Annotated in this window: 14 protein-coding genes; 8 read left to right on the top strand and 6 right to left on the bottom strand. The window is 54.8% G+C overall.

Annotated features, from left to right (window positions below; translation table 11 throughout):
- Positions 1-466 precede the first annotated feature (466 nt).
- A complete protein-coding gene (locus tag ACQUQO_RS16355; RefSeq protein ID WP_435079444.1) occupies positions 467-1,801 on the top strand; it encodes an IS4 family transposase in 1,335 nt (444 codons plus the stop codon).
- A gap of 232 nt (positions 1,802-2,033) precedes the next feature.
- Entirely contained in the window at positions 2,034-2,213 is a 180-nt protein-coding gene (locus ACQUQO_RS16350; protein WP_435079442.1) for a hypothetical protein, read from the top strand.
- Positions 2,214-2,384: 171 nt separating this feature from the next.
- Here the strand turns inward: ACQUQO_RS16350 and ACQUQO_RS16345 are convergent, their stop codons facing one another.
- The gene (locus tag ACQUQO_RS16345) at positions 2,385-2,555 is read right to left on the bottom strand and encodes a hypothetical protein (protein ID WP_435079441.1); all 171 of its coding nucleotides are present in this window, start codon (positions 2,553-2,555) and stop codon (positions 2,385-2,387) included.
- A gap of 107 nt (positions 2,556-2,662) precedes the next feature.
- Here ACQUQO_RS16345 and ACQUQO_RS16340 point away from each other — a divergent pair, with 107 nt between their 5' ends.
- Positions 2,663-3,217: an NUDIX domain-containing protein gene (locus ACQUQO_RS16340; protein WP_435079439.1), complete on the top strand. Its 555-nt coding sequence runs from the start codon at positions 2,663-2,665 to the stop codon at positions 3,215-3,217.
- 130 nt (positions 3,218-3,347) lie between these two features.
- On the opposite strand, the gene ACQUQO_RS16335 is transcribed toward ACQUQO_RS16340, so the two are convergent.
- The 5 genes from ACQUQO_RS16335 to ACQUQO_RS16315 all read right to left on the bottom strand — a co-directional run bounded on the left by ACQUQO_RS16335 (position 3,348) and on the right by ACQUQO_RS16315 (position 10,055).
- On the bottom strand, positions 3,348-4,655 hold the full coding sequence (locus tag ACQUQO_RS16335) for a glycosyltransferase family 4 protein (protein ID WP_435079438.1): 1,308 nt from the start codon (positions 4,653-4,655) through the stop codon (positions 3,348-3,350).
- Positions 4,645-5,664: an NAD-dependent epimerase/dehydratase family protein gene (locus tag ACQUQO_RS16330; RefSeq protein ID WP_435079436.1), complete on the bottom strand. Its 1,020-nt coding sequence runs from the start codon at positions 5,662-5,664 to the stop codon at positions 4,645-4,647. The genes ACQUQO_RS16335 and ACQUQO_RS16330 overlap by 11 nt, the downstream gene beginning before the upstream one ends.
- Positions 5,661-6,680, bottom strand: coding sequence for an NAD-dependent epimerase/dehydratase family protein (locus ACQUQO_RS16325; protein ID WP_435079435.1), 1,020 nt, complete (start codon positions 6,678-6,680; stop codon positions 5,661-5,663). The genes ACQUQO_RS16330 and ACQUQO_RS16325 overlap by 4 nt, the downstream gene beginning before the upstream one ends.
- A gap of 562 nt (positions 6,681-7,242) precedes the next feature.
- Entirely contained in the window at positions 7,243-8,688 is a 1,446-nt protein-coding gene (locus tag ACQUQO_RS16320) for a sulfatase (protein ID WP_435079433.1), read from the bottom strand.
- Positions 8,688-10,055 (bottom strand): sulfatase, encoded by a 1,368-nt coding sequence (locus ACQUQO_RS16315; RefSeq protein WP_435079431.1) that lies wholly within the window; start codon positions 10,053-10,055, stop codon positions 8,688-8,690. Before ACQUQO_RS16315 ends, ACQUQO_RS16320 begins: the two co-directional genes overlap by 1 nt.
- A 132-nt stretch (positions 10,056-10,187) precedes the next feature.
- Between ACQUQO_RS16315 and ACQUQO_RS16310 the strand changes: the two genes are divergently transcribed.
- From ACQUQO_RS16310 to ACQUQO_RS16290, 5 genes are all read left to right on the top strand, one after another.
- Positions 10,188-11,333, top strand: a complete 1,146-nt coding sequence (locus tag ACQUQO_RS16310) for a polysaccharide pyruvyl transferase family protein (protein WP_435079429.1) — start codon at positions 10,188-10,190, stop codon at positions 11,331-11,333.
- Entirely contained in the window at positions 11,333-12,478 is a 1,146-nt protein-coding gene (locus tag ACQUQO_RS16305) for a glycosyltransferase family 4 protein (RefSeq protein WP_435079427.1), read from the top strand. The genes ACQUQO_RS16310 and ACQUQO_RS16305 overlap by 1 nt, the downstream gene beginning before the upstream one ends.
- A 316-nt stretch (positions 12,479-12,794) precedes the next feature.
- Positions 12,795-14,282, top strand: coding sequence for a sulfatase (locus ACQUQO_RS16300; protein ID WP_435079425.1), 1,488 nt, complete (start codon positions 12,795-12,797; stop codon positions 14,280-14,282).
- A gap of 393 nt (positions 14,283-14,675) precedes the next feature.
- Positions 14,676-15,335 (top strand): glycosyltransferase family 4 protein, encoded by a 660-nt coding sequence (locus ACQUQO_RS16295; RefSeq protein WP_435079424.1) that lies wholly within the window; start codon positions 14,676-14,678, stop codon positions 15,333-15,335.
- A 68-nt stretch (positions 15,336-15,403) separates the two neighbouring features.
- Complete coding sequence (locus ACQUQO_RS16290; RefSeq protein WP_435079446.1) at positions 15,404-16,897, top strand: sulfatase; 1,494 nt, start codon at positions 15,404-15,406, stop codon at positions 16,895-16,897.
- Positions 16,898-18,263 lie beyond the last annotated feature (1,366 nt).

Here is an 18,263-nt window from a genome sequence, read left to right as displayed (position 1 = left end):
AACAACTATAATGACGGAGGCGGTTTACTCAGCCAGCAGGATTTCCAGAGGTGGCCGTGGCGATTCGACGAGTTCCTCGGAATGGTACGGCGAGCAGCGGAGACGGCGCTCGCGGTGCGTCGCGCCGTCCCCGCGAACAAGCCTCCGGACGACCGCTTCGAACGGTAATCCGCCGACTGGGACCGCCCGCTCGGCGAGTGGCAACGCCGTCGCGTCGGCGGCGTTCCGCCGCCGACTGCGACAGGTTCGGTGTTCTCAGTCTCGACCTACCGCCTCCAGCAGCTGCTTGACATCAGCATCTCCCTCGAATTCACGTCTCAGGAGCAGTCAACCGGAGAGCATTGTGAGGTACTGATTCTACATATCTGGATTTCCTATAAATTCTTACCTCATCCGTTCTAGGCTAACTCGGAAACAGTCGAAGAACGTCAGCCGTTAGCGCTCTGCGAAGCCGGTGGAAAGTGGAATGAAGCTCCCACCGGATTCGGTGATAGAAGAACGGTTGGTGAAGACGTTTCCGAACACCCGGCTGCGCGAGCTTGCTCGCGCAACCGGGCTGATCCAGCGCGATGGAGGGAAACTGAAGGCTGATGCCCTGTTCTGGTCGCTCGCTATCGGATTCCTCTCCGGCAACTACAGAACCCTCGAAGAGTTCCGTCAGGAGTACATCGATACCTTCGGCGGATCACTCAGCTATTCCTCCTTCCACGAATGGTTCATGCCCGCTCTCTGTGAGTTCCTTCGAGAGGTCCTCAAGCGCGCACTTGAGGACCTCGAACACGAAAATGACCGTCTTCAGGGCCGCTTCGAGCAGTTCCGTGAAGTCTTCATCGCCGATATGACCGTCATCACGCTGTACCAGTCGTTGTTTGAGACGTTTCCCGGCTATGGTGACGACCACGCTGGAGCGAAGCTCCACGTGGTCGAAGCCGTCAGTAGCGGGCTCCCAGCTGAATTCAGCATCACTGACGCGCGCACGCATGAATTCACGGAACTCTCTACTGGTCCATGGGTGGAGAACACGTTGCTGCTGTTCGACCAGGCGTACTTCGATTACCGGACGATGGACTTGATCGACGCCAACGGCGGCTGGTTCCTCACGCGGCTCAAACCCAACGCAAACCCGGAGATAACGGCTGAACTCAGGAAATGGCGTGGCGACGCCATTTCCCTCGAAGGAAAGCAGGTACAGAACATCCTCGACGATCTTCACCGCGACGTCATCGACGTCGACGGTGAAGTCGAGTTCAAACGACGCATCTACAACGGTACGCGCAGCCGTGCCGTCGAGACATTCCGTATCGTCGGCGTTTGGAACGACGAGGAGGACCGGTACCACCTCTACATCACGAATCTGCCCGCAGAGGACTACCGCGCGCCTGATATCGCGAAGCTCTATCAGGCGCGCTGGGAGGTGGAGCTTCTATTTCGGGAGCTGAAGACCACGTACGGACTCGATGAGATCAACTCGGGAAAACCGGAGGTTGTGGAAGCGTTGATCCTGATCGGATTGCTCTCGCTCGTGGTGAGTCGCACGCTCCGCGAGCTCTTCATCGAGATTATTGAGGAGAACCGCAGCGACGACGACGCTGCGGCGTCGTCGCTGCTGCCTCGGGAACGGTGGGCAAAGGCGTTCGGCCGTCGAAGTGATCAAGTGCTTCGCCGAGTCGCGTCGCGACTCGGCTACGAACCGCCGAGCTTGGTCGAGTCACTGCTGAACGATGCACTGGACCCGAACGCTCACCGCATCTCGTTGCTCGATGAAGTTCAGCACGAGCAGTTCGACGCTGGCCTCGCGTAATCCGGCGTGATCGGGCCGGATTCGCGGGATTCTCCAGCTACAGCACTCACGTTTGTCGAGAATTTCGGAGCGCTCACGCCGGTGAGCGCTCCTGAACATGCATTGATCCCGTGATCGTCGCCAGCGACCGGTCACGTTCTCCCGCTGAAGAGCAGACTTCAGGCCAATTCGTCTGTCACGTCAGGATTAGCCTAGAACGGATGATTCTTACCTTTATCCCAATATATTCCGGTTGGAACAAGGCGCAACCATCGGACTGGCGTTGTTCTCCGCTGGGATGGTCTACGGGCTGTACCTTCTGAGTGAGTGGGTCGCCAGCGGGTTCATCGAACTGCCATTCGTAATGCTAGATATGGTCGCGTTTACCGCAATCGTGCTCGGCTTGCAGACGTTGTTTTCGGCGTTTTCATGAGCGCGATCGCTGAGTCCTGAACAACCATCGCCAGCTTTCTTGCATCCTACAGGTGCTTCCAGATCATGAAGTGAAATTGTCATACAAACCCAACACCGTGGAAATTCGATCACGGTGGAATCCTCAACGCTAACTGATGACCACGTTACTTCATTCAGAGAAATCGATTGGTCAACCGTCTTTGGATTGTGTTGAGTCCTCCTTCACAACTTGCCGGCTTCCACCCATATTTCGTTCCATTTCTGTGACGCCGCGCATTACTGCGTCCAGCCCTATCCAGAGAACGACACCGGCAACGATTACAGTCAATCCCACTATCAGGAGTTTCTGTTTGGTAGCCATTGTTGCCCCTTATTGTCCGGAGTCCTTCTTATAATTTCTTGTGTGTTCTAGATATGGCTAACACCCCACGTTTTTTGGCTGTATGCATCGGACTTGAGGCTTGAATCGTGAGTGACGGAGATTCAGTTGACCAATCGACCTATTGTCCAACATGTGGGACTGATCTCGTAGATCAACAGCTCGAAGGACGAACGCGTCGCTACTGCCCGAACTGTGAGCAACCGATCTACCGGAATCCCAAACCGTGTGCTGGGGTCCTTGTGGTCGACAAACGCGATCAGGTTCTCCTGGTCCAGCGGACTCAACCGCCCGCCGTTGGTGCGTGGAGCCTCCCGGCCGGCTACCTTGAGGCGGACGAACCACCCGCCATGGCGGCCGTTCGTGAACTCAGTGAGGAAACCGCGCTGTCGCTAGCTATCGAAGACCTCCAATTGCACGACACGACATTCGTTCGCCATCCAGGACGTCACCACGTCCTCGTGGTGATCTATACGGCCTCGCGATCCCAGACCACCGGCTCCGTCGAGGCGGACTCGGACGCTGCCGCGGCCCGGTTTTGGGGCCTCGCGGAGTTTCGGGCGAGCGGGGAACGGATCGAGCCCGGCTACGGTGCGATTCTCGAAACGGCCATCCAGAGTGCGCGGACCGATGGCGAGGAGTGAGGGGTCCAAGACCATACCCGCCCGCTACAAGCGAAACTGTCGACAGAGAGTCCGAATACCCCGACGAGAACGAAGCGGCGTAACGCTTCGTCGCGGTCAGGAGCAGTCCGCGGGCGTACTCGGATGCCGATCACGTCGCCGCTTGGACCGTGGCGGTCCGCGTGACGTCCGCCTCGATCTCTTCGTCGGTCAACATTCGATAGTACCGGTCGATCGATTGTGTTTTTGTGAAGTACTCCTCGAAGGCGGCCCTTGCGTTCTGCCCCTGTGCGTCAACTAACTCGGGGTGCTCGCGCCACGTTTCGATTGCCTCTACGACCCCCTCGACATCGCCTTGCTCGGCGTGGAAGCCGGCATCGAACGTCTCGATGATCGTCGCCTCGTCGTCGTACGGCTGTGTGATCCCGAGAATCGACATACCGGCCGCCATTGCCGTGTATATCTTGCTCGAAACCACGATTCCCTCGAAACCCTCGTTGACCGCGACGACCGAAACGTCGGCCGAGGTGAGGCTGTAGGGAAGATCGTCCCAAGACTGGTAGGGGAGGAACTGTACCGTATCCCCCCGAATACCCCGTTCTTCGGCCATCGAGACGATCGTCTCTTTGTTGTCTCCCTCACCGATGATGAGAAAGCGCACGTTCTCGTCGTCGAACTTGGCGGCCGCTTTGATCAGCGTCTCTAAGTTGTGGAACTCGGCGATGTTTCCCGAATAGAGGACCGTGAAGGGTTCGACGAGATCGTGTTCTTTGCTGAACCAGTTCTCCTCCTTGGTTTTGGGCTCGATGAACTCCTCGTCCTCCCAGTTGTGGATGATATGAATCTTGTTCCGATCGAAATCCGGTCCGGTTTTGGCGGCGATCCGGTCTTTCATTACGGGCCCGAGCGCGACGATCCGTTTTGCGTTCTCGAAGGCGATGGCGTCGAGGCCCTCCCAGAGCCGGTGGACCAATCCTTCTTCATTGAGATAGCCGAGTTCGACCGGTTCATCGGGATAGAGATCGTACGCGATATAGGTGTATTCCCAGTCCCGAAGCGTACAGATCATCCACATCGCGACCGGAAGCGTTGGAGGACAGGTCACGAAGATCAACTCTCGCTCGCGATCGCTCTGGCTCACTAAGAGGCGAACTGACATCCAGACTGTGAAGACCGCCCAGTTCAGCAATCGTCGGGCCAGTGAGGACTGGCGCATCTGGGGTGCCCGGATCCGCTTGACGAGGACGTTCTCGAAAACCGACTCTGTTGGTTGTTTCTGATTCTCGCCACTGTGATAGTTGGGCTGGCCCGTGTAGACTGTCAAATCGAGGCCGCGTTCTTCGAGTCCCGTAGCGAGATCCGTCATCAACTGGCCGGTCGAGGCCGTATCCGGATGGAAATACTCCGTGACGAGGATGTACTCCTTGTCATCGGCGGAGGTGTCGGCACTATCGCTCATGGAGGAGAGTCTCGAGGTTTTCGCGGACGTATTCCTCGTCGCGGTCGTCCACGTACCAATCGAGGGTGTTCTTAATGCCGTCCTCGACGGTGTATTCCGGTTCCCAGCCCAGCAATTCTTCGGCACGGGTCGTGTCAGCGGCACGGTGACGTACACCCTCGGGTTTGTCCGTCATATAAGCGATCCCGTCGGGTTCCCAGCCGAGATAGTCGAAGATGTATTCGACTGCCTCGTTCATCGTCACATACCGGCTGATTCCGGCGTTGACGGCGGTCCCATCGGTGATATTCTCGGCGGCAAGCCGGAGTGCGCGGGTGATGTCTTTAACGTAGGTGAAGTTGCGAGTCTGCTCGCCGTCGCCCCAGATCTCGAAAGGATCCTGGCCGGCGTACGCCTTCGCCATGAATGCGACGATTGCATGGGTCTCGTTTTCTCGGGGACCATACGCGGTGAAGATCCGGACGGCACTCGTATCGATATCGTACTGTTCTTGGTAGGCTTGGAGTGCACGCTCGCCCATGAGTTTGGCCCACCCATACATCTCGTCGGCGTACGCACCGCCGCGCTCGTCGAAGCTTACCATGTCTTCGCGCAGACGCTGGCGCTCCTGTTGAATGTCGGTCGGATACGTACAGGCCGAAGAAGCGAAACAGATCCTGTCGACGTCGTTTTCGGCGGCAGTCTCGTAGACAATGTTGTCCAACGCTAGGTTCGTCGCGCAGTTTGCCGGGTAGTTCGAGATGTATCCGCGGCCACCATGATCGGCCGCGAGGTGAAAGACAGTATCTATGCCCGTTGTTGCCTCGTTGGCGAATTCCCAGTGTTTGAGATTTCCTTCGACGAGTTCGATGTCGTCAGTAACCGCCTCTAGGTTTTTCGGTTCGCCACTCGAAAGGTCGTCTGCAACCCGCACGTTAGCATCTGCTGCAACGAGATCCTCCACAAGATGACTCCCAATGAACGATGCACCACCCGTTACGAGAACATGCTCGCCAGCCCAGTCATTCATTTATCAGCACCACCATTTGCGAAAGCTGGTTGTTTGGAACTTTCGAGTTCGTCCGCCGCCCATTCGTAGACGTTCTGGAGCCCTTCCTCAAGCGGCGTCACTGGCTCCCAGTCGAGTTCAGCCTTCATTTTCGTCGTGTCCGCCGCGTACTTGTCCGTTCCCGTGGGTTTCGAAAGGTCATGCTCAATAGAGAGATCCTTTCCACTGATTGCAATGATCATCTCCGCAAGTTCGTTCATCGAGACGACCTCGCTGCCGTTTCCGATGTTGATCGGTTCACCATCAGCCTTCTTTTCGATGGTGTGGAGCATCCCCTCGACGAGGTCTGTGACGTAGATGAATCCACGCTCTTGCGTGCCGTCACCGAACAGTTCGATCGAGCCACCATTGGGTTCCTCAATGACCTTTCGACAGAGCGATGGAATCACGTGACTGCTATTCGGATCAAGATTCTCATGCGGTCCGAACGCATTGAAGATACGAACGCTGCTGGTAGCGATGTCACAGTCCTCGTTGTAGGCGTCACAGGCGACCTCTCCGAGGACCTTCGCCCAGCCGTACGTCGAGTGAGGGTCGGCGGGAATGCCCTGGTCTTCGCTGAAACGATTGAGGTCTTTGTGTTGTTGGCGGTAGATACATGCACTCGAAGCGAACAGAAAGCGGTCGACATCGGTAATGCGGGCGGCCTCAAGCATATGCTGATTCATGAGCACGCTCGGGGTGAGTCCGCCGACGTTCTCGCGCTGGATGAAGTGGATACCGCCCACGGAGGCCGCGAGGTGGAAGACGTGATCGACACCCTCTACTGCTTCCAGACAGCCCTTGTGTGTCGTGAGATCGGTCGGTCTGACTTCGATATCGTCTTCAAGGTGAGCGATCTTTTCGTATTCGCCGCGCGAGAAATTGTCTGCGACGACGACGTCGGAACCACGGTTGACGAGTTCTTCGGTAAGGAACGACCCGATGAAGCCCGCCCCGCCAGTGACAAGAAAGGTCGCGCTTTCCCAATCTATCATGAAGTGGTTAGGACATCAATACCATCTCAAATAAGCTTTCCTTTCCCGGTATCATCTTGTGTACTGCGAGATTCAATATTCGCTTTTTGTTCTCAACTCAACCTTCCACGTTGTGAGAATGATATCTCAACTTCAGGAAGGGCCACGAGAAACGGTCGCTTGGCCGATTCTCATCATTAGCGGAACAGTGAGTTGACCTTCGTTGGCCAATATGACTGGACGATGGGAGGAGATCACGGCCTCAACCAGGGAATCACCATCCAGCGAGATGTCCGAATACTCTTCCAAAAACCACTTCTGATGGCCATTGCGACCAACATGTATGGGATGTTAATGTTAAAGTTGAGTCTCAAGAACGGCCCTCCGAGCCGTTACAGGTAGCCCAAATCATCGAGGCAGCCTTCAACGCCCCTCGATATTTCCCTAAAAATAGTTCGTCTCGGCGTCAAGTCCGTCGAGACGCTGGTGGACGACGCTCCTGACGTGGTGGCATCCACGGAATCGTGGTCCGGATCGAGCTGTACGAACCCAACGTTTCATAGAGCGTACAATTATATTCGTCTCACTCGATATAGCCCATCTCACGCAATTGTTCTTCAGTCTGTTCGTCCAGTCCGTCTTGCTCATCGCGCGTTTCGCTGGTGAATTCGATGTCCTCGAGTTTCGTCCTCCACTCTGCCAGTTGCTCCCTGAGTTCGTCTACGTGATCGTTCGACTCGACTAGGTTTTCAGTTTCCTTTGGGTCGCGTTGTATGTCGTAGAGCCGTTCAGATGTTACCCCGAAACGTCGGCGTAGAAAGTAGACCGGATTCGTCAGCACTTGGATCATGAATTCCGGGTCGACAAGTTTCTGGAGATATGGCTGGATACCGCGGTTCGGTGATTCAGTCTTGATGTACTTCAGGCGCTGTTGCCGAACAGCGTAGAACGAGTTTTGCACGTCCGCGTAGTCGGTTTCCGAGTAGATGGCGGATCGTCCCCGTTCCAATACGGATCGACCCGAGATATCGTCGGCCATTTCCAATGGATTGTCGATACCGAGATAGTCCAACGTCGTCGGCATCAGGTCAATCAGACTCACCAGTTCGTCGTCGCCGTCCCACTTCGGTTGGTCGTCGGGATAGCGAATGATGATCGGAATGCGCATCAATTCCTCGTATGGGACGTGCGAATGGCCGACGTTGCCCTCATGATCGCCGAAGGCTTCCCCGTGATCACCTGCGAAAATCACCATTGTGTTGTCAAATACCCCATGCTGCTCTAGGCGATTCAGCAGATTCCGGAAGGCGTGGTCGGTGTGCCTGATCTCGCTGTCGTAGAGGTCGATCAATCGCTGGAAGTCGTTTTCGCTCGACGCACGACGGAGACTTTCTCGCGTGCCATCGATCGGCCCATCATACTCGGCATCGACGTACTCCTCGAAGCCGTCTGGGGGCTGATACGGGTCGTGTGGGTCTATCGTCCATAAGAAGGTGAAGAATGGCTCTTCCCCATCCTGTTCAAGTACTTTTGTTTCGAATCGGTCGATCACCTGTCTAGAAGTTGGGAACGTTACACGTCCGGACTCGTGTTCGAGCAGTTCGTCACTAGCCGTCGATTCGGCTCGATGTGACGTGAGCGACTCGTCTTTGTAAAGGTCGATGAATCTGTCGAAGCCGCGGTCGAAACCGATCCCCGAAGAAACGTTGCCGATCGCGGAGATTCCGACCGTCCTGTAACCGTTCTCCCGGAGAACTTCCGGCCAGCGAGGTAGATCACTCGTGAAGAAATCGTCGAGCGTATTCACGCCATGTATCGATGGATACGTCCCGGTAAGAAGTGATGGCGCGACGGAACGCGTCCACGTCGATGGCGTGAACGCGTTCTCGTACCTTGTGTGACGAGCCGCGAACATGTCAATATTTGGGGTGGTGTCGCGCTCGTAGCCATAACACGAGAGATGATCCGCTCGTAACGCGTCGGAGATGAAGACGAGGACGTTCGGCTTGTCGTCTACTGACTTGCTCATCACTTGTACCCCAGTCGTTCGAGTCGATCGTTGACGTCTCCGGACACGTCGGGGGACGACACCTCTGTTCCTCTATCCTTGATATCATTCAGATGTTCCTGCAATGATGACTTCAGTCGTTCCCGGATATCGGTCCGTTCGGCTGCGATATCGACTCGTTCCCCAGGATTGTTTTCCATATCATAGAGGGTCTCTGAGTCCGATGCTATGTCCAGGACGTACTTCCATTCTCTATTGGCCACCATGGCCTTCCCCTGGTTCGGGTCACCGGTATGACCGTACACGTCCCTGTCGTCTCGGTTGAGGAAATCGTCCGAAAGGACGGTCCGACCAGAACACGCGTCGGGGACTGGAACGCCCACACAGCTCAGCAGGGTGGGGAACACGTCCACGTTCGATACGGGAACGTCCACCCTGTCCGCCTCCGTGTCCGGCTGTCGGAACATGATCGGGATGCGCGAGACCTCTTCGTGGAACTCGTGTGGGTGTCTGTAGTAGTCGTGTTCGCCGAAAGCCTCACCGTGGTCAGAAATGAGGCAGACAACAGTGTCCTCTAGTCCGAGATGTTCGTCGACGGTGTCGAACAACTCTCCAAGACAGGCATCTACGTACTCTACCTCCCCTTTGTAGAGCCGTTTCAGTTCCTCCCCATCCGCTGTCGATAATTTCTCCGGTGAGTCGACCATCCGTTTCTGTAACTGGATCGCTCGCCGGGGATCGATGTCTGAACTCTGGGTATTGTCTTTCGGAAGATACGGATCGTGAACGTCCATGTAGTGGATCCAGGCAAAGCGAGGTCCTGAGTCGGTAGTCTCGAACCATTCCTCTACCATCTGGTTCAGCTCTCGACCCTTAACGTAGGGAACTCCGATGGTCCGCCCGGTAATGTACTCCGTGAGGGAGTGGGTTCGTTCGATGAACTTGTACGCGAGCGTATCTTTCAATTCTCCGAAAAACCGCTCCATCACTAACCTTCGACAGTTCTCCATAACCGACGACTCATCACTCCCGGAGCGAAACGTCTCGAACCCGCGTCCGTATCCGAATTCCGGTCCCAAGTATGGGTTGGAATGGAACCCTCCGGTCCGGTAACCGTGTTGCTGTATCCAGTCAGCGATATGTGGCCGGTCGGAAACGATACGGTCGTATCCTCCGTATTCCCAGGGATACGTTCCGGTCAGAATCGACGGGAAAGACGCCCGAGTGTGGGGTCCATTAGCGTAGGCGTGCGTGAAGACAGTGGACTCGTCGGCAAGAGAATCAATGTTCGGTGTTGGAACGGATTCCTGCGTGTCTGCGTATCCCAAGTGGTCTTGGCGAAGAGCGTCGACAGTAATCAAAACGACGTTCTTGGATTTCACATCCATCGAATCGGCATTGATAGCGGAAATTAATAGTATCTTGCTTTGTGAGATAGGGGTAGAGCGGAACACTCTCCCACCTGATTATGCACAACAATACCACTTTATCTATTGGTGGCTTGCTACGTTAACTTAGACATGACAGACTCAACGCTCGTAATCGGATACTTTGGGTTCGGCAACGCGGGTGACGACGCTATCGGGCTCGCGACCGTTCGCCAACTCGCGAAGAGATCCACACCAGGACAGATCACCGTAACTACCGGTCCAGAACCGGTATTCGAGCATGATAATGTTCGAACGATAACCTACTCGGCAGTTAGCATTCTCAGGTTGATCGCGAAAGTTGACAGAGTTGTTATGACTGGGGGAACGCACTTTCACACTCAGGGTGACTCCTATGACCGAGTGAAAGTGTTCTCGTTCTACATTCTGGCGATACTCTGGGCGAAGCTCTGGAGAACAGAAGTCGATCTGCTCGCCCACGGGATTGGTCCCATCGACGGCCGCTTCTACAGAATCCTCACCACACTCGTCGTGGTACTGGCTGACAATCTATCAGTGAGGGACGAACGCTCGCTGGAAGTCGTTGAATCGTTGCCGGCCCCCTCCGAGATCTCGCCCGTATTGGCCTTCGATGTGGCACCACTGCTCGACCAAGTGGTTCGCAGAGACGATCCGTGGCCGGAATCATCAAGCGTCGAGTCGTCGGCCGACTTGACGATAGGTGTTTCTCTCACTCCAGCGTACGAGAAGTATTACAACGACCCAGAGAAAGACGATGAGATAGTGACAGCTGTAGCTGACGCTATTCACCATATTGCCGGTGAGCACCGAAATATCGAAAAAGTAATAATTTTTGTCTTACATACCGGCAAATTCAACGACGATGTTTCCATGTCTCGGACTCTGCTCTCTGAACTTGACGGGATGAGCACGGAATTACGATTGTACCAGAACGACCCAGAATCGTTTATCAGAAGCATGCACAAAGTGGACAGAGTCATCGGTATGAAGTATCACTCGCTCGTGTTTGCGTTCCTCCAAGCAATTCCCACCCTCGCCGTTTCGTACCACCCGAAGTGCCAGTGGTTTCACGAGTACACTGGTTATGGTTCGGACGCAAGGGTGAGCATGCACAACGCAGTCAGTAGTGGCATCCAGTCCGAAGTCGAGAATCTCGTACTGGGGGACGAGAGTTACGAACCATCTATGAGCTTCGATGAGGCCGAATCATTAGCCCGACAGTCCTTCGAAGCGATTTCGGAAGAGAGATTGAGCTAATGAGAATACTGCACTTCCTGCCTGGTAATACAGTCGGCGGGATATCGATTCAAACGTTGGACGTGTCTGAGACGCTGAACGACCGAGGATTCGAGAACGTCATCGTAACTCCCGAAGAATGTGGAGATTTCCTTGAGATGGCCAATGAGCGAGATGTAGAGACCGCCGAATTACCCTACTTCCTACCCAAGCACTTCGACTCGGTTCGGTCCGTCGCGTGGAACCTCCGATGGCTCGCGACGTTCCCAGTCTCTGTCTTGGGTATTCGACGACAATTTCGAAAGCAAGACCCCGACGTCGTGCACCTGAACGGCCTCATGATGTTACAGCCGGCACTTGCAGCGAAGCTTGAGGAAATCCCAGTCGTCTGGTACCTAGTGAGCGACAACATCTACCCGGACTGGCTGGTCAGAGCCGTGATCCCCTTCGTTAACCACGTGGCCGACGAGATCGTCCTCATCTCCGAATCAAACAGGGAATTCTACATGCAGGAGAGTAAGGATGTCGCCGTAATTCCGGGAGGCATCGATACGTCGCAACTCGCGCCTCAAGAGGTCGACAAAACGGCTGTTGCGGAACTGAAGGACAGGTACGGGGTCGGTCAGGACGACACGGTCGTCGTTACCCTTGCGAAAACACATCCGATGAAGGGGCAAAAGTACGCCATCGAGGCGATGAGGAGGATGGACCGCGACGACATCATGTACCTGATAGTCGGTCCGGAGCGGGACGAAAAGTATACCGACGAGTTGCGGGCGATGATTCAGTCGCACGGACTCGAGGAGAGAGTATACATCACGGGATTTGTAGACGAAAAAACGACTGCACTCGGTGTGGCGGACATGTTCCTCCTCCCGTCGCTCGGTGAGGGGACGCCGTTGGCGATAATGGAGGCGATGGCGATGGGGGTCCCGATAGTCGCAACTTCGGTCGGCGGCGTTCCCAATATGCTGGACGACGGCGACGCCGGTCAACTGGTCCCTCCAGCGGATCCCGATTCGATAGCCAAGGCTATAGAGGCGTATATCTCGAATCCGGAGTTGATGCGGCAACATTCTGCGCGAGCGTCGGAACTTGCGGCGACCGAATTCTCGATACAGAACATCTCCGATAAGTACGCGTCGGTCTATCGGTCGTTACGCTAGCCTAATCTCGCTATCTTCCGAGCTAAATTCGAGGATCAGGTATGCATACCAGGGCGTCATAGAACTCTTCACACACTTCAGTAGCACCCCGAGAAACGGTGTCTGAGAAGCAGCCAATATCGCCGCCATTCAGAAGCGGCGATAGCAGTCCTCCCAACCCATAGCCGAAAACCATGCCAACCGTTCTATGACACGCTGATGCATACAGGATTCACGTTCCAGCAGAAATCATGGATCGACCCTCCGAGAGCAAGAGCTATATCTGTGTCTTCAGACAAGTATAAGAGTGGCACGTTCATTTCATCAGTTACCAAGGATGGGCCAGTCAAGGGCAGAGGAATACACTCCCAATATTGTGATACTCGTGCTCGATACAGCACGGGCGAGGAACTTTTCCTGTTACGGCCATGATCGCCAAACGACACCGACGGTCGATTCGATAGCGGAGGAGGGAACGAAGTTTGAGGAGGTCACTTCAGTGTCACCGTGGACACTCCCGAGTCACGCTAGCTTGTTTACCGGCGTGCCGCCGACGACCCACCGGACGAATTCTCTCGATAGTAGCCTGCCGCATTCCCTGGAGACGCTCTCGGACTACGTTAGCAGACATGGATATAGAACGGTCGGGATGGCCAATAATCCGTGGTTCTCCAGCGAGTTCGGGTTGACGAGAGGATTTGACGAGTTTCACGAATTGTTCACGCTTTTCGGGGGTGACAGTTATCGTAGCTTCGTCAACGTCCTGACCGACCAGAGCAGGTCGGTACCCGACCGTCTCGCCACACTACTCTCCGAACAGTCGGCACCGTCACTCATTAAGAACGGTATGAATGCCGCGTACCGTCAATTTGACTTCAGGGACGACGACGGAGGGAAAACCGCCGTCTCGAAATCACGCTCGCTCATTGGGGTGGACCAACCTTATCTTCTGTTCGTGAACTTCCTCGAGCCGCACCTCCCGTACGAACCCCCGGAGAGCCACAGGCGGGAGTTCATCCCCGAGCACGTGACAGATGCCGAAGTGGAGGACATCAACCAGAACGCTCGCGAGTACAACGTTCGGAACGTCGAGATGGATGACTCCGACTTCGATGTCCTCGAACGGCTCTACGATGCCGAAATCAAGTACACAGACGAGCGAATTAATGAGATAGTGAACGCACTCAAACAGACGGGTGATTGGGAGGACACGGTGCTGTTCATACTTGGAGACCACGGCGAAAATATCGGGAACCACCAGCTTATGTCACACAACTATAGCATTCACGAAACACTGACGAAGGTTCCACTTGTCACTCATTTCCCCGAGCATCTCGGGGCGGTTTCCGGTGCCGACTTGAGGACGAGTACTCTTGACATTCCCGCAACCATCACGGATATCCTTCCGGACATCGACGGTGCTGAATTCGAGGAGGTCCAAGTCGGCACGTCGCTTCTCGATTCTGACGACAATCGGGCCATAGTAACGGAGTACCTAAACCCGGTCCCGCCGGTGGAGAAAATGGAAAAACGATGCGAGAATCCAAAGTTCGATGTGTCGGTGTACGACCGCAGACTGCGAGCGATATACGCAGACAGCTACAAGTTCGTGCGGGGATCTGATGAAACTAGAGCACTCTATGACGTCGTCGAAGATAGGGACGAGGCGGAGAACGTGATTGACGATAACCCAGAGAAAGCCTCGGACCTCGAGACTCGCTTGAACAGATGGATCGAACGCCACAAACAGCAGAGCTTCGAGGAATCCGACGGGCGCATCCAGGGGAACGTCGAAGAGAAGCTAGAGGACCTCGGCTACCTGTAAATGCCGTCGAAACCGTCAGTACTAGTACTCGGAAGTCCGTTTCCACACAGTAGCCGAGAGTACTTCATAAAGAAGCTAACGAGGATCCTTAGTGAAGTTTGCAAGACGGTTCATATTGTCGGCGCGAATGAACCACATCGAGCGGACTCCGTCGTCTGGGAACGAGTAGAGGTTCCGAAGAGAGCATCACAGAGGTATCGCTATTACAGGTTCCTGATGTGCCAACTGAAGTCGATTCGCTACTCGATTGATACGGCGTTCGACTTCACCATCGTTCGAATTACCCCATACGTGCTCCCGGCAGTGTGGCTACGACTCGCGGGCTGTGACTTCGGGACCATCGTCACACAGAAAACTAACAGCCGTCTGAACAACCTCCTATCGACAACCACAATGCGTGTCTCCGACAACCTGATAGTCGAGGCCGAGAGCGTGCTGGAACAGTGGGGAGAGAACTACGATCACAAGTCGCTTGTCGGACCGACGTACGTCGACCAATCACGGTTCGACGTGAAAGTACCGTACGCCGAGCGCGACCCAACAATTGGATTCCTCGGAGTGTTGAATGAGCGCAAAGGCGTTCCGTCATTAATGGAGAGCATCTCGATGGTATCCGAAAGGCGTCAGGACCTCGGGTACAAGATCGGGGGAGACGGTCCGCTGGCCGAAACCGTCTCGAAAACCGCGAACGAGTTGGACTGTCTCAAATACATGGGGTTCATACCGGACGATGACTTGGTTGACTTCTACAATAGCCTGAAGTTGCTGGTGCTTCCGACCGAGTCGGAGGGTCTTCCCAACGTGGCACTCGAAGCTATGGCGTGTGGAACGCCTGTGCTTGCTACTTCAGTTGGTGGGCTACCAGACTTACTGTCGGACGGCGAGAACGGCTTCCTCATGGGTGACGACACTCCCCAACGTGTCTGTGAAGGTACTCTACGGGCGATGGACCATGACCTTGATTCCGTTTCCGAGCGTGCTCGCCGAACTATTCGTAACCAATATACAATCACCGATGCAATCAACCGCTATGAACAAATTCTTAAATCATAACTCAATCCGCGACCACTGGCGAGTCGGATTGCAACTCTTGCAGTATCCAAGCATATGTGATAAAATTTATGGTGAATAGGCCTAATGTCTGTCTCATCGTGATGGATACGGCACGTGCGCAGAGCGCCTTGCCAACAGAGAACCCCGGAGTGATGCCCAATCTTGAATCGTTCGCGTACGAAGGGTCAACGTTCACGAACGCCATCACGACCGCCCCTTGGACGCTCCCCTCGCACGCGTCCATATTTACCGGTCAATATACCTCTGACCACCGGACGAACGCGGGTTCTCTTTCGTTCGACCCCGAAGTTGTCCCGCTCGCAGCACGTCTGAGCGAAGACGGGTACGAGACGGCGGCCATCTCCAATAACACGTGGATCAGTCCCGAGTTCGGATTCGACACCGGATTCAACCACTTCCAGCGTGGGTGGAAGCTGACCTCGGAGGGGGTTGAACTCACGGACATCGTACGTAATAACGACACGAGAACCGGACAGTTACGGGCTATCCTTTCGAACCTGACGCTCACGGACTTCCCGGCGACAGTCGTAAACGCCTTGTATAACCGTTTCTACCACAAGAAATACGACTACGGAGCGAAACTGACGAACTACAGGACGAAGGAGTTCGTCTCCAAGACGCGTGACGAGCCGCACCCGTTCTTTTTATTCCTCAACTACCTTGAGCCGCACCTCGAGTACGACCCACCCAAATCATACCGGTACGAACACAAGCCCAAGGGCGCGTCCGCTACTGATCTCGATTCGGTGAATCAAGAACAATGGGAATACATCTGTGGGAACGTCTCGATGGACGATGCCGACTTTCGCGCACTGGAAGCACTATACGAAGGAGAATTGAGTTATCTGGACTATCGACTCGGAAACCTGTTCGAATGGATGGAAGAAGAGGGTGTCCTGGACGAGACAATGATAATAATCGTTGGCGACCACGGAGAAAACATCGGAAATCACAGGCTGATGGACCACCAGTACTGTCTGTACGATACGCTGCTACGCGTCCCCCTGATAATCCGGTATCCAGATTCGGTCCCGGAAGACACGACCGTCCAGAAGCTGGTAGAAGCTCGTGATATCTATCCCACGGTTTTGGACGCGTGCGGTCTCAATGCGCCCGAGAAAGATGAGGTGTCCTCACATTCTCTCCTTGAATGCTCGCCCAAGAATCCATCGACAACCGAGGGCCGGGACTACGCATTCGCAGAGTATCTCGTCCCACAACCGGACATCGAGCAACTGAAGAACAGAGCCGGTTCAGCGGAACGAGCCGACCACCTCGACTCCCTCGACCGCTCGCTCCGGTGCATCCGCACGGAAGACTGGAAGCTTATCAAAGCATCCGACGGCCGGATGGAACTCTATGACTTGGAGTCGGATCCCGAGGAATCCGAAGATGTCAAAGACACTCACCCCGAGGTCGTATCGGAGCTGTCCGAGGTACTGAATTCAGAATTCGGACTTGTCAAGAAGTGGGATAGAGAACAGTTCAACGAAATGAGTGGCAGTACACGAAGCCAGCTTGAAGATTTGGGTTACATCTGAAACTGCGGTTCAAACAGCGTCGTTGAATACTACTACGTCGCCGTTGTCGTACACCGAACTGTGTGTTCGACTGAGTTCGGCTTCTGGATCCCAGTTCAGCCGATACTGGCCATTGATTATCCTAATCAGCGATCCACCAGAGATTGCCACTGTCGTAGATACGGCTGTTCTGTCGATTGAACCCCTCTAATTCGCGGCGCTCTGTAGGATTGTCCTGAGCTTTGCGTCGTGCTGGATAACTCACCGCCGCATACTTCCATTCGACCCTCTGGGGGATATCCCACGCCCGTTGATACGGTCGCCGACCCCACTGATAGCTGAATCGACTCCCCTCTGCCCAATCATCGACAGTACGCTCACCAAACCGCCCCTCTACGATCCAATACGTCGACTGAGAGCCTACGACAGCGCCATCCGTGCGGTGGTGATGGAGCCACTCGACGCCTTGTGCATCCTCTTGCGTTACAGATCGTGCTATACTACCCGTAAATGGAGAACTATACACAATTGCGAGGCCCGACGACACTAACAAGATTGCTACTATGACTTGGAGATGCGAATTCGGAACATGGCTAAATCCCTTAATCACCGCTGGAAGTAACACCAAGGGCATGAGCGAGACAAATCGCCGTGGCCCGAATGCGACGCCCACGCCGATGTCAAGGAAAATAAAACTCCCGCCAAGAAAAACTACCCCCACAAAAGAAACGACCACAGGACGGGAAAGTCGCCCGGACGACCATTCGTAGATAAGGGCGACTACTGCCGTAGCGGATAGCACAAGGACAAACGCCATCCTGCGGGCGAATTCGAAGAGTGCGGAAGGAATCTGTGTGAGAAGTGATGCCCCCTCATCAACGGAAGCGCCACTGGCACCTCCGCCACCCTCTCCTAAGAGAGCGATCGCCAGCCGGCCCACGGTTGCTGGACCAGTCTGAGTCGTCCAGAGAAGATAGAAAACAACCAGAACAGCGAAAAACGGAACCAGAACGTGTGGCCGTAAGCGGTAAGCAGCAACTTTCAGGCTCCGATCAACAAATCCAATATTTCGCGCATAGCGAATCGTCAAAAAGGCTCCTAAAAGCAACCCTTCAATGACCGCAACTACCGGATGCCAAAGGAGTGAGACAACGAGAATCGCTGCAAGAAAACCTATCCCTTTTCCCAGGTCTGGCAGTCGAAGGGTCACGAGCCAAAACAACAAGAGAAACAGCGGCGCTACAGTAAACGGGCGGGACACAGACCCAACGAAAACAATAGGAAATACTCCGACTAATGCAAGACCATCTGTCTTTACCTATGGAAATTCTGCTGGCTAAGTAAACCACCGCTGTCAGTATAGTTGTTGCGGGGAACTGCTTGCTGA

It is taken from the genome of Halococcus sp. AFM35, from assembly GCF_051195015.1.
In the GTDB taxonomy this organism is placed as follows: domain Archaea; phylum Halobacteriota; class Halobacteria; order Halobacteriales; family Halococcaceae; genus Halococcus.
The sequence above is the reverse complement of the archived record's forward strand: the minus strand, read 5'-3'. Positions and strand labels throughout refer to the sequence as shown.

Excerpts from the sequence above, each read along its gene's own strand:
- ACQUQO_RS16335 (WP_435079438.1), bottom strand. The coding sequence starts at position 4,655 with ATGAGCGATAGTGCCGACACCTCCGCCGATGACAAGGAGTACATCCTC.
- ACQUQO_RS16355 (WP_435079444.1), top strand. The coding sequence starts at position 467 with ATGAAGCTCCCACCGGATTCGGTGATAGAAGAACGGTTGGTGAAGACG.
- ACQUQO_RS16330 (WP_435079436.1), bottom strand. The coding sequence starts at position 5,664 with ATGAATGACTGGGCTGGCGAGCATGTTCTCGTAACGGGTGGTGCATCG.
- ACQUQO_RS16300 (WP_435079425.1), top strand. The coding sequence starts at position 12,795 with ATGGGCCAGTCAAGGGCAGAGGAATACACTCCCAATATTGTGATACTC.
- ACQUQO_RS16305 (WP_435079427.1), top strand. The coding sequence starts at position 11,333 with ATGAGAATACTGCACTTCCTGCCTGGTAATACAGTCGGCGGGATATCG.
- ACQUQO_RS16290 (WP_435079446.1), top strand. The coding sequence starts at position 15,404 with ATGGTGAATAGGCCTAATGTCTGTCTCATCGTGATGGATACGGCACGT.
- ACQUQO_RS16310 (WP_435079429.1), top strand. The coding sequence starts at position 10,188 with ATGACAGACTCAACGCTCGTAATCGGATACTTTGGGTTCGGCAACGCG.
- ACQUQO_RS16295 (WP_435079424.1), top strand. The coding sequence starts at position 14,676 with ATGCGTGTCTCCGACAACCTGATAGTCGAGGCCGAGAGCGTGCTGGAA.
- ACQUQO_RS16345 (WP_435079441.1), bottom strand. The coding sequence starts at position 2,555 with ATGGCTACCAAACAGAAACTCCTGATAGTGGGATTGACTGTAATCGTT.
- ACQUQO_RS16320 (WP_435079433.1), bottom strand. The coding sequence starts at position 8,688 with ATGAGCAAGTCAGTAGACGACAAGCCGAACGTCCTCGTCTTCATCTCC.
- ACQUQO_RS16325 (WP_435079435.1), bottom strand. The coding sequence starts at position 6,680 with ATGATAGATTGGGAAAGCGCGACCTTTCTTGTCACTGGCGGGGCGGGC.
- ACQUQO_RS16315 (WP_435079431.1), bottom strand. The coding sequence starts at position 10,055 with ATGGATGTGAAATCCAAGAACGTCGTTTTGATTACTGTCGACGCTCTT.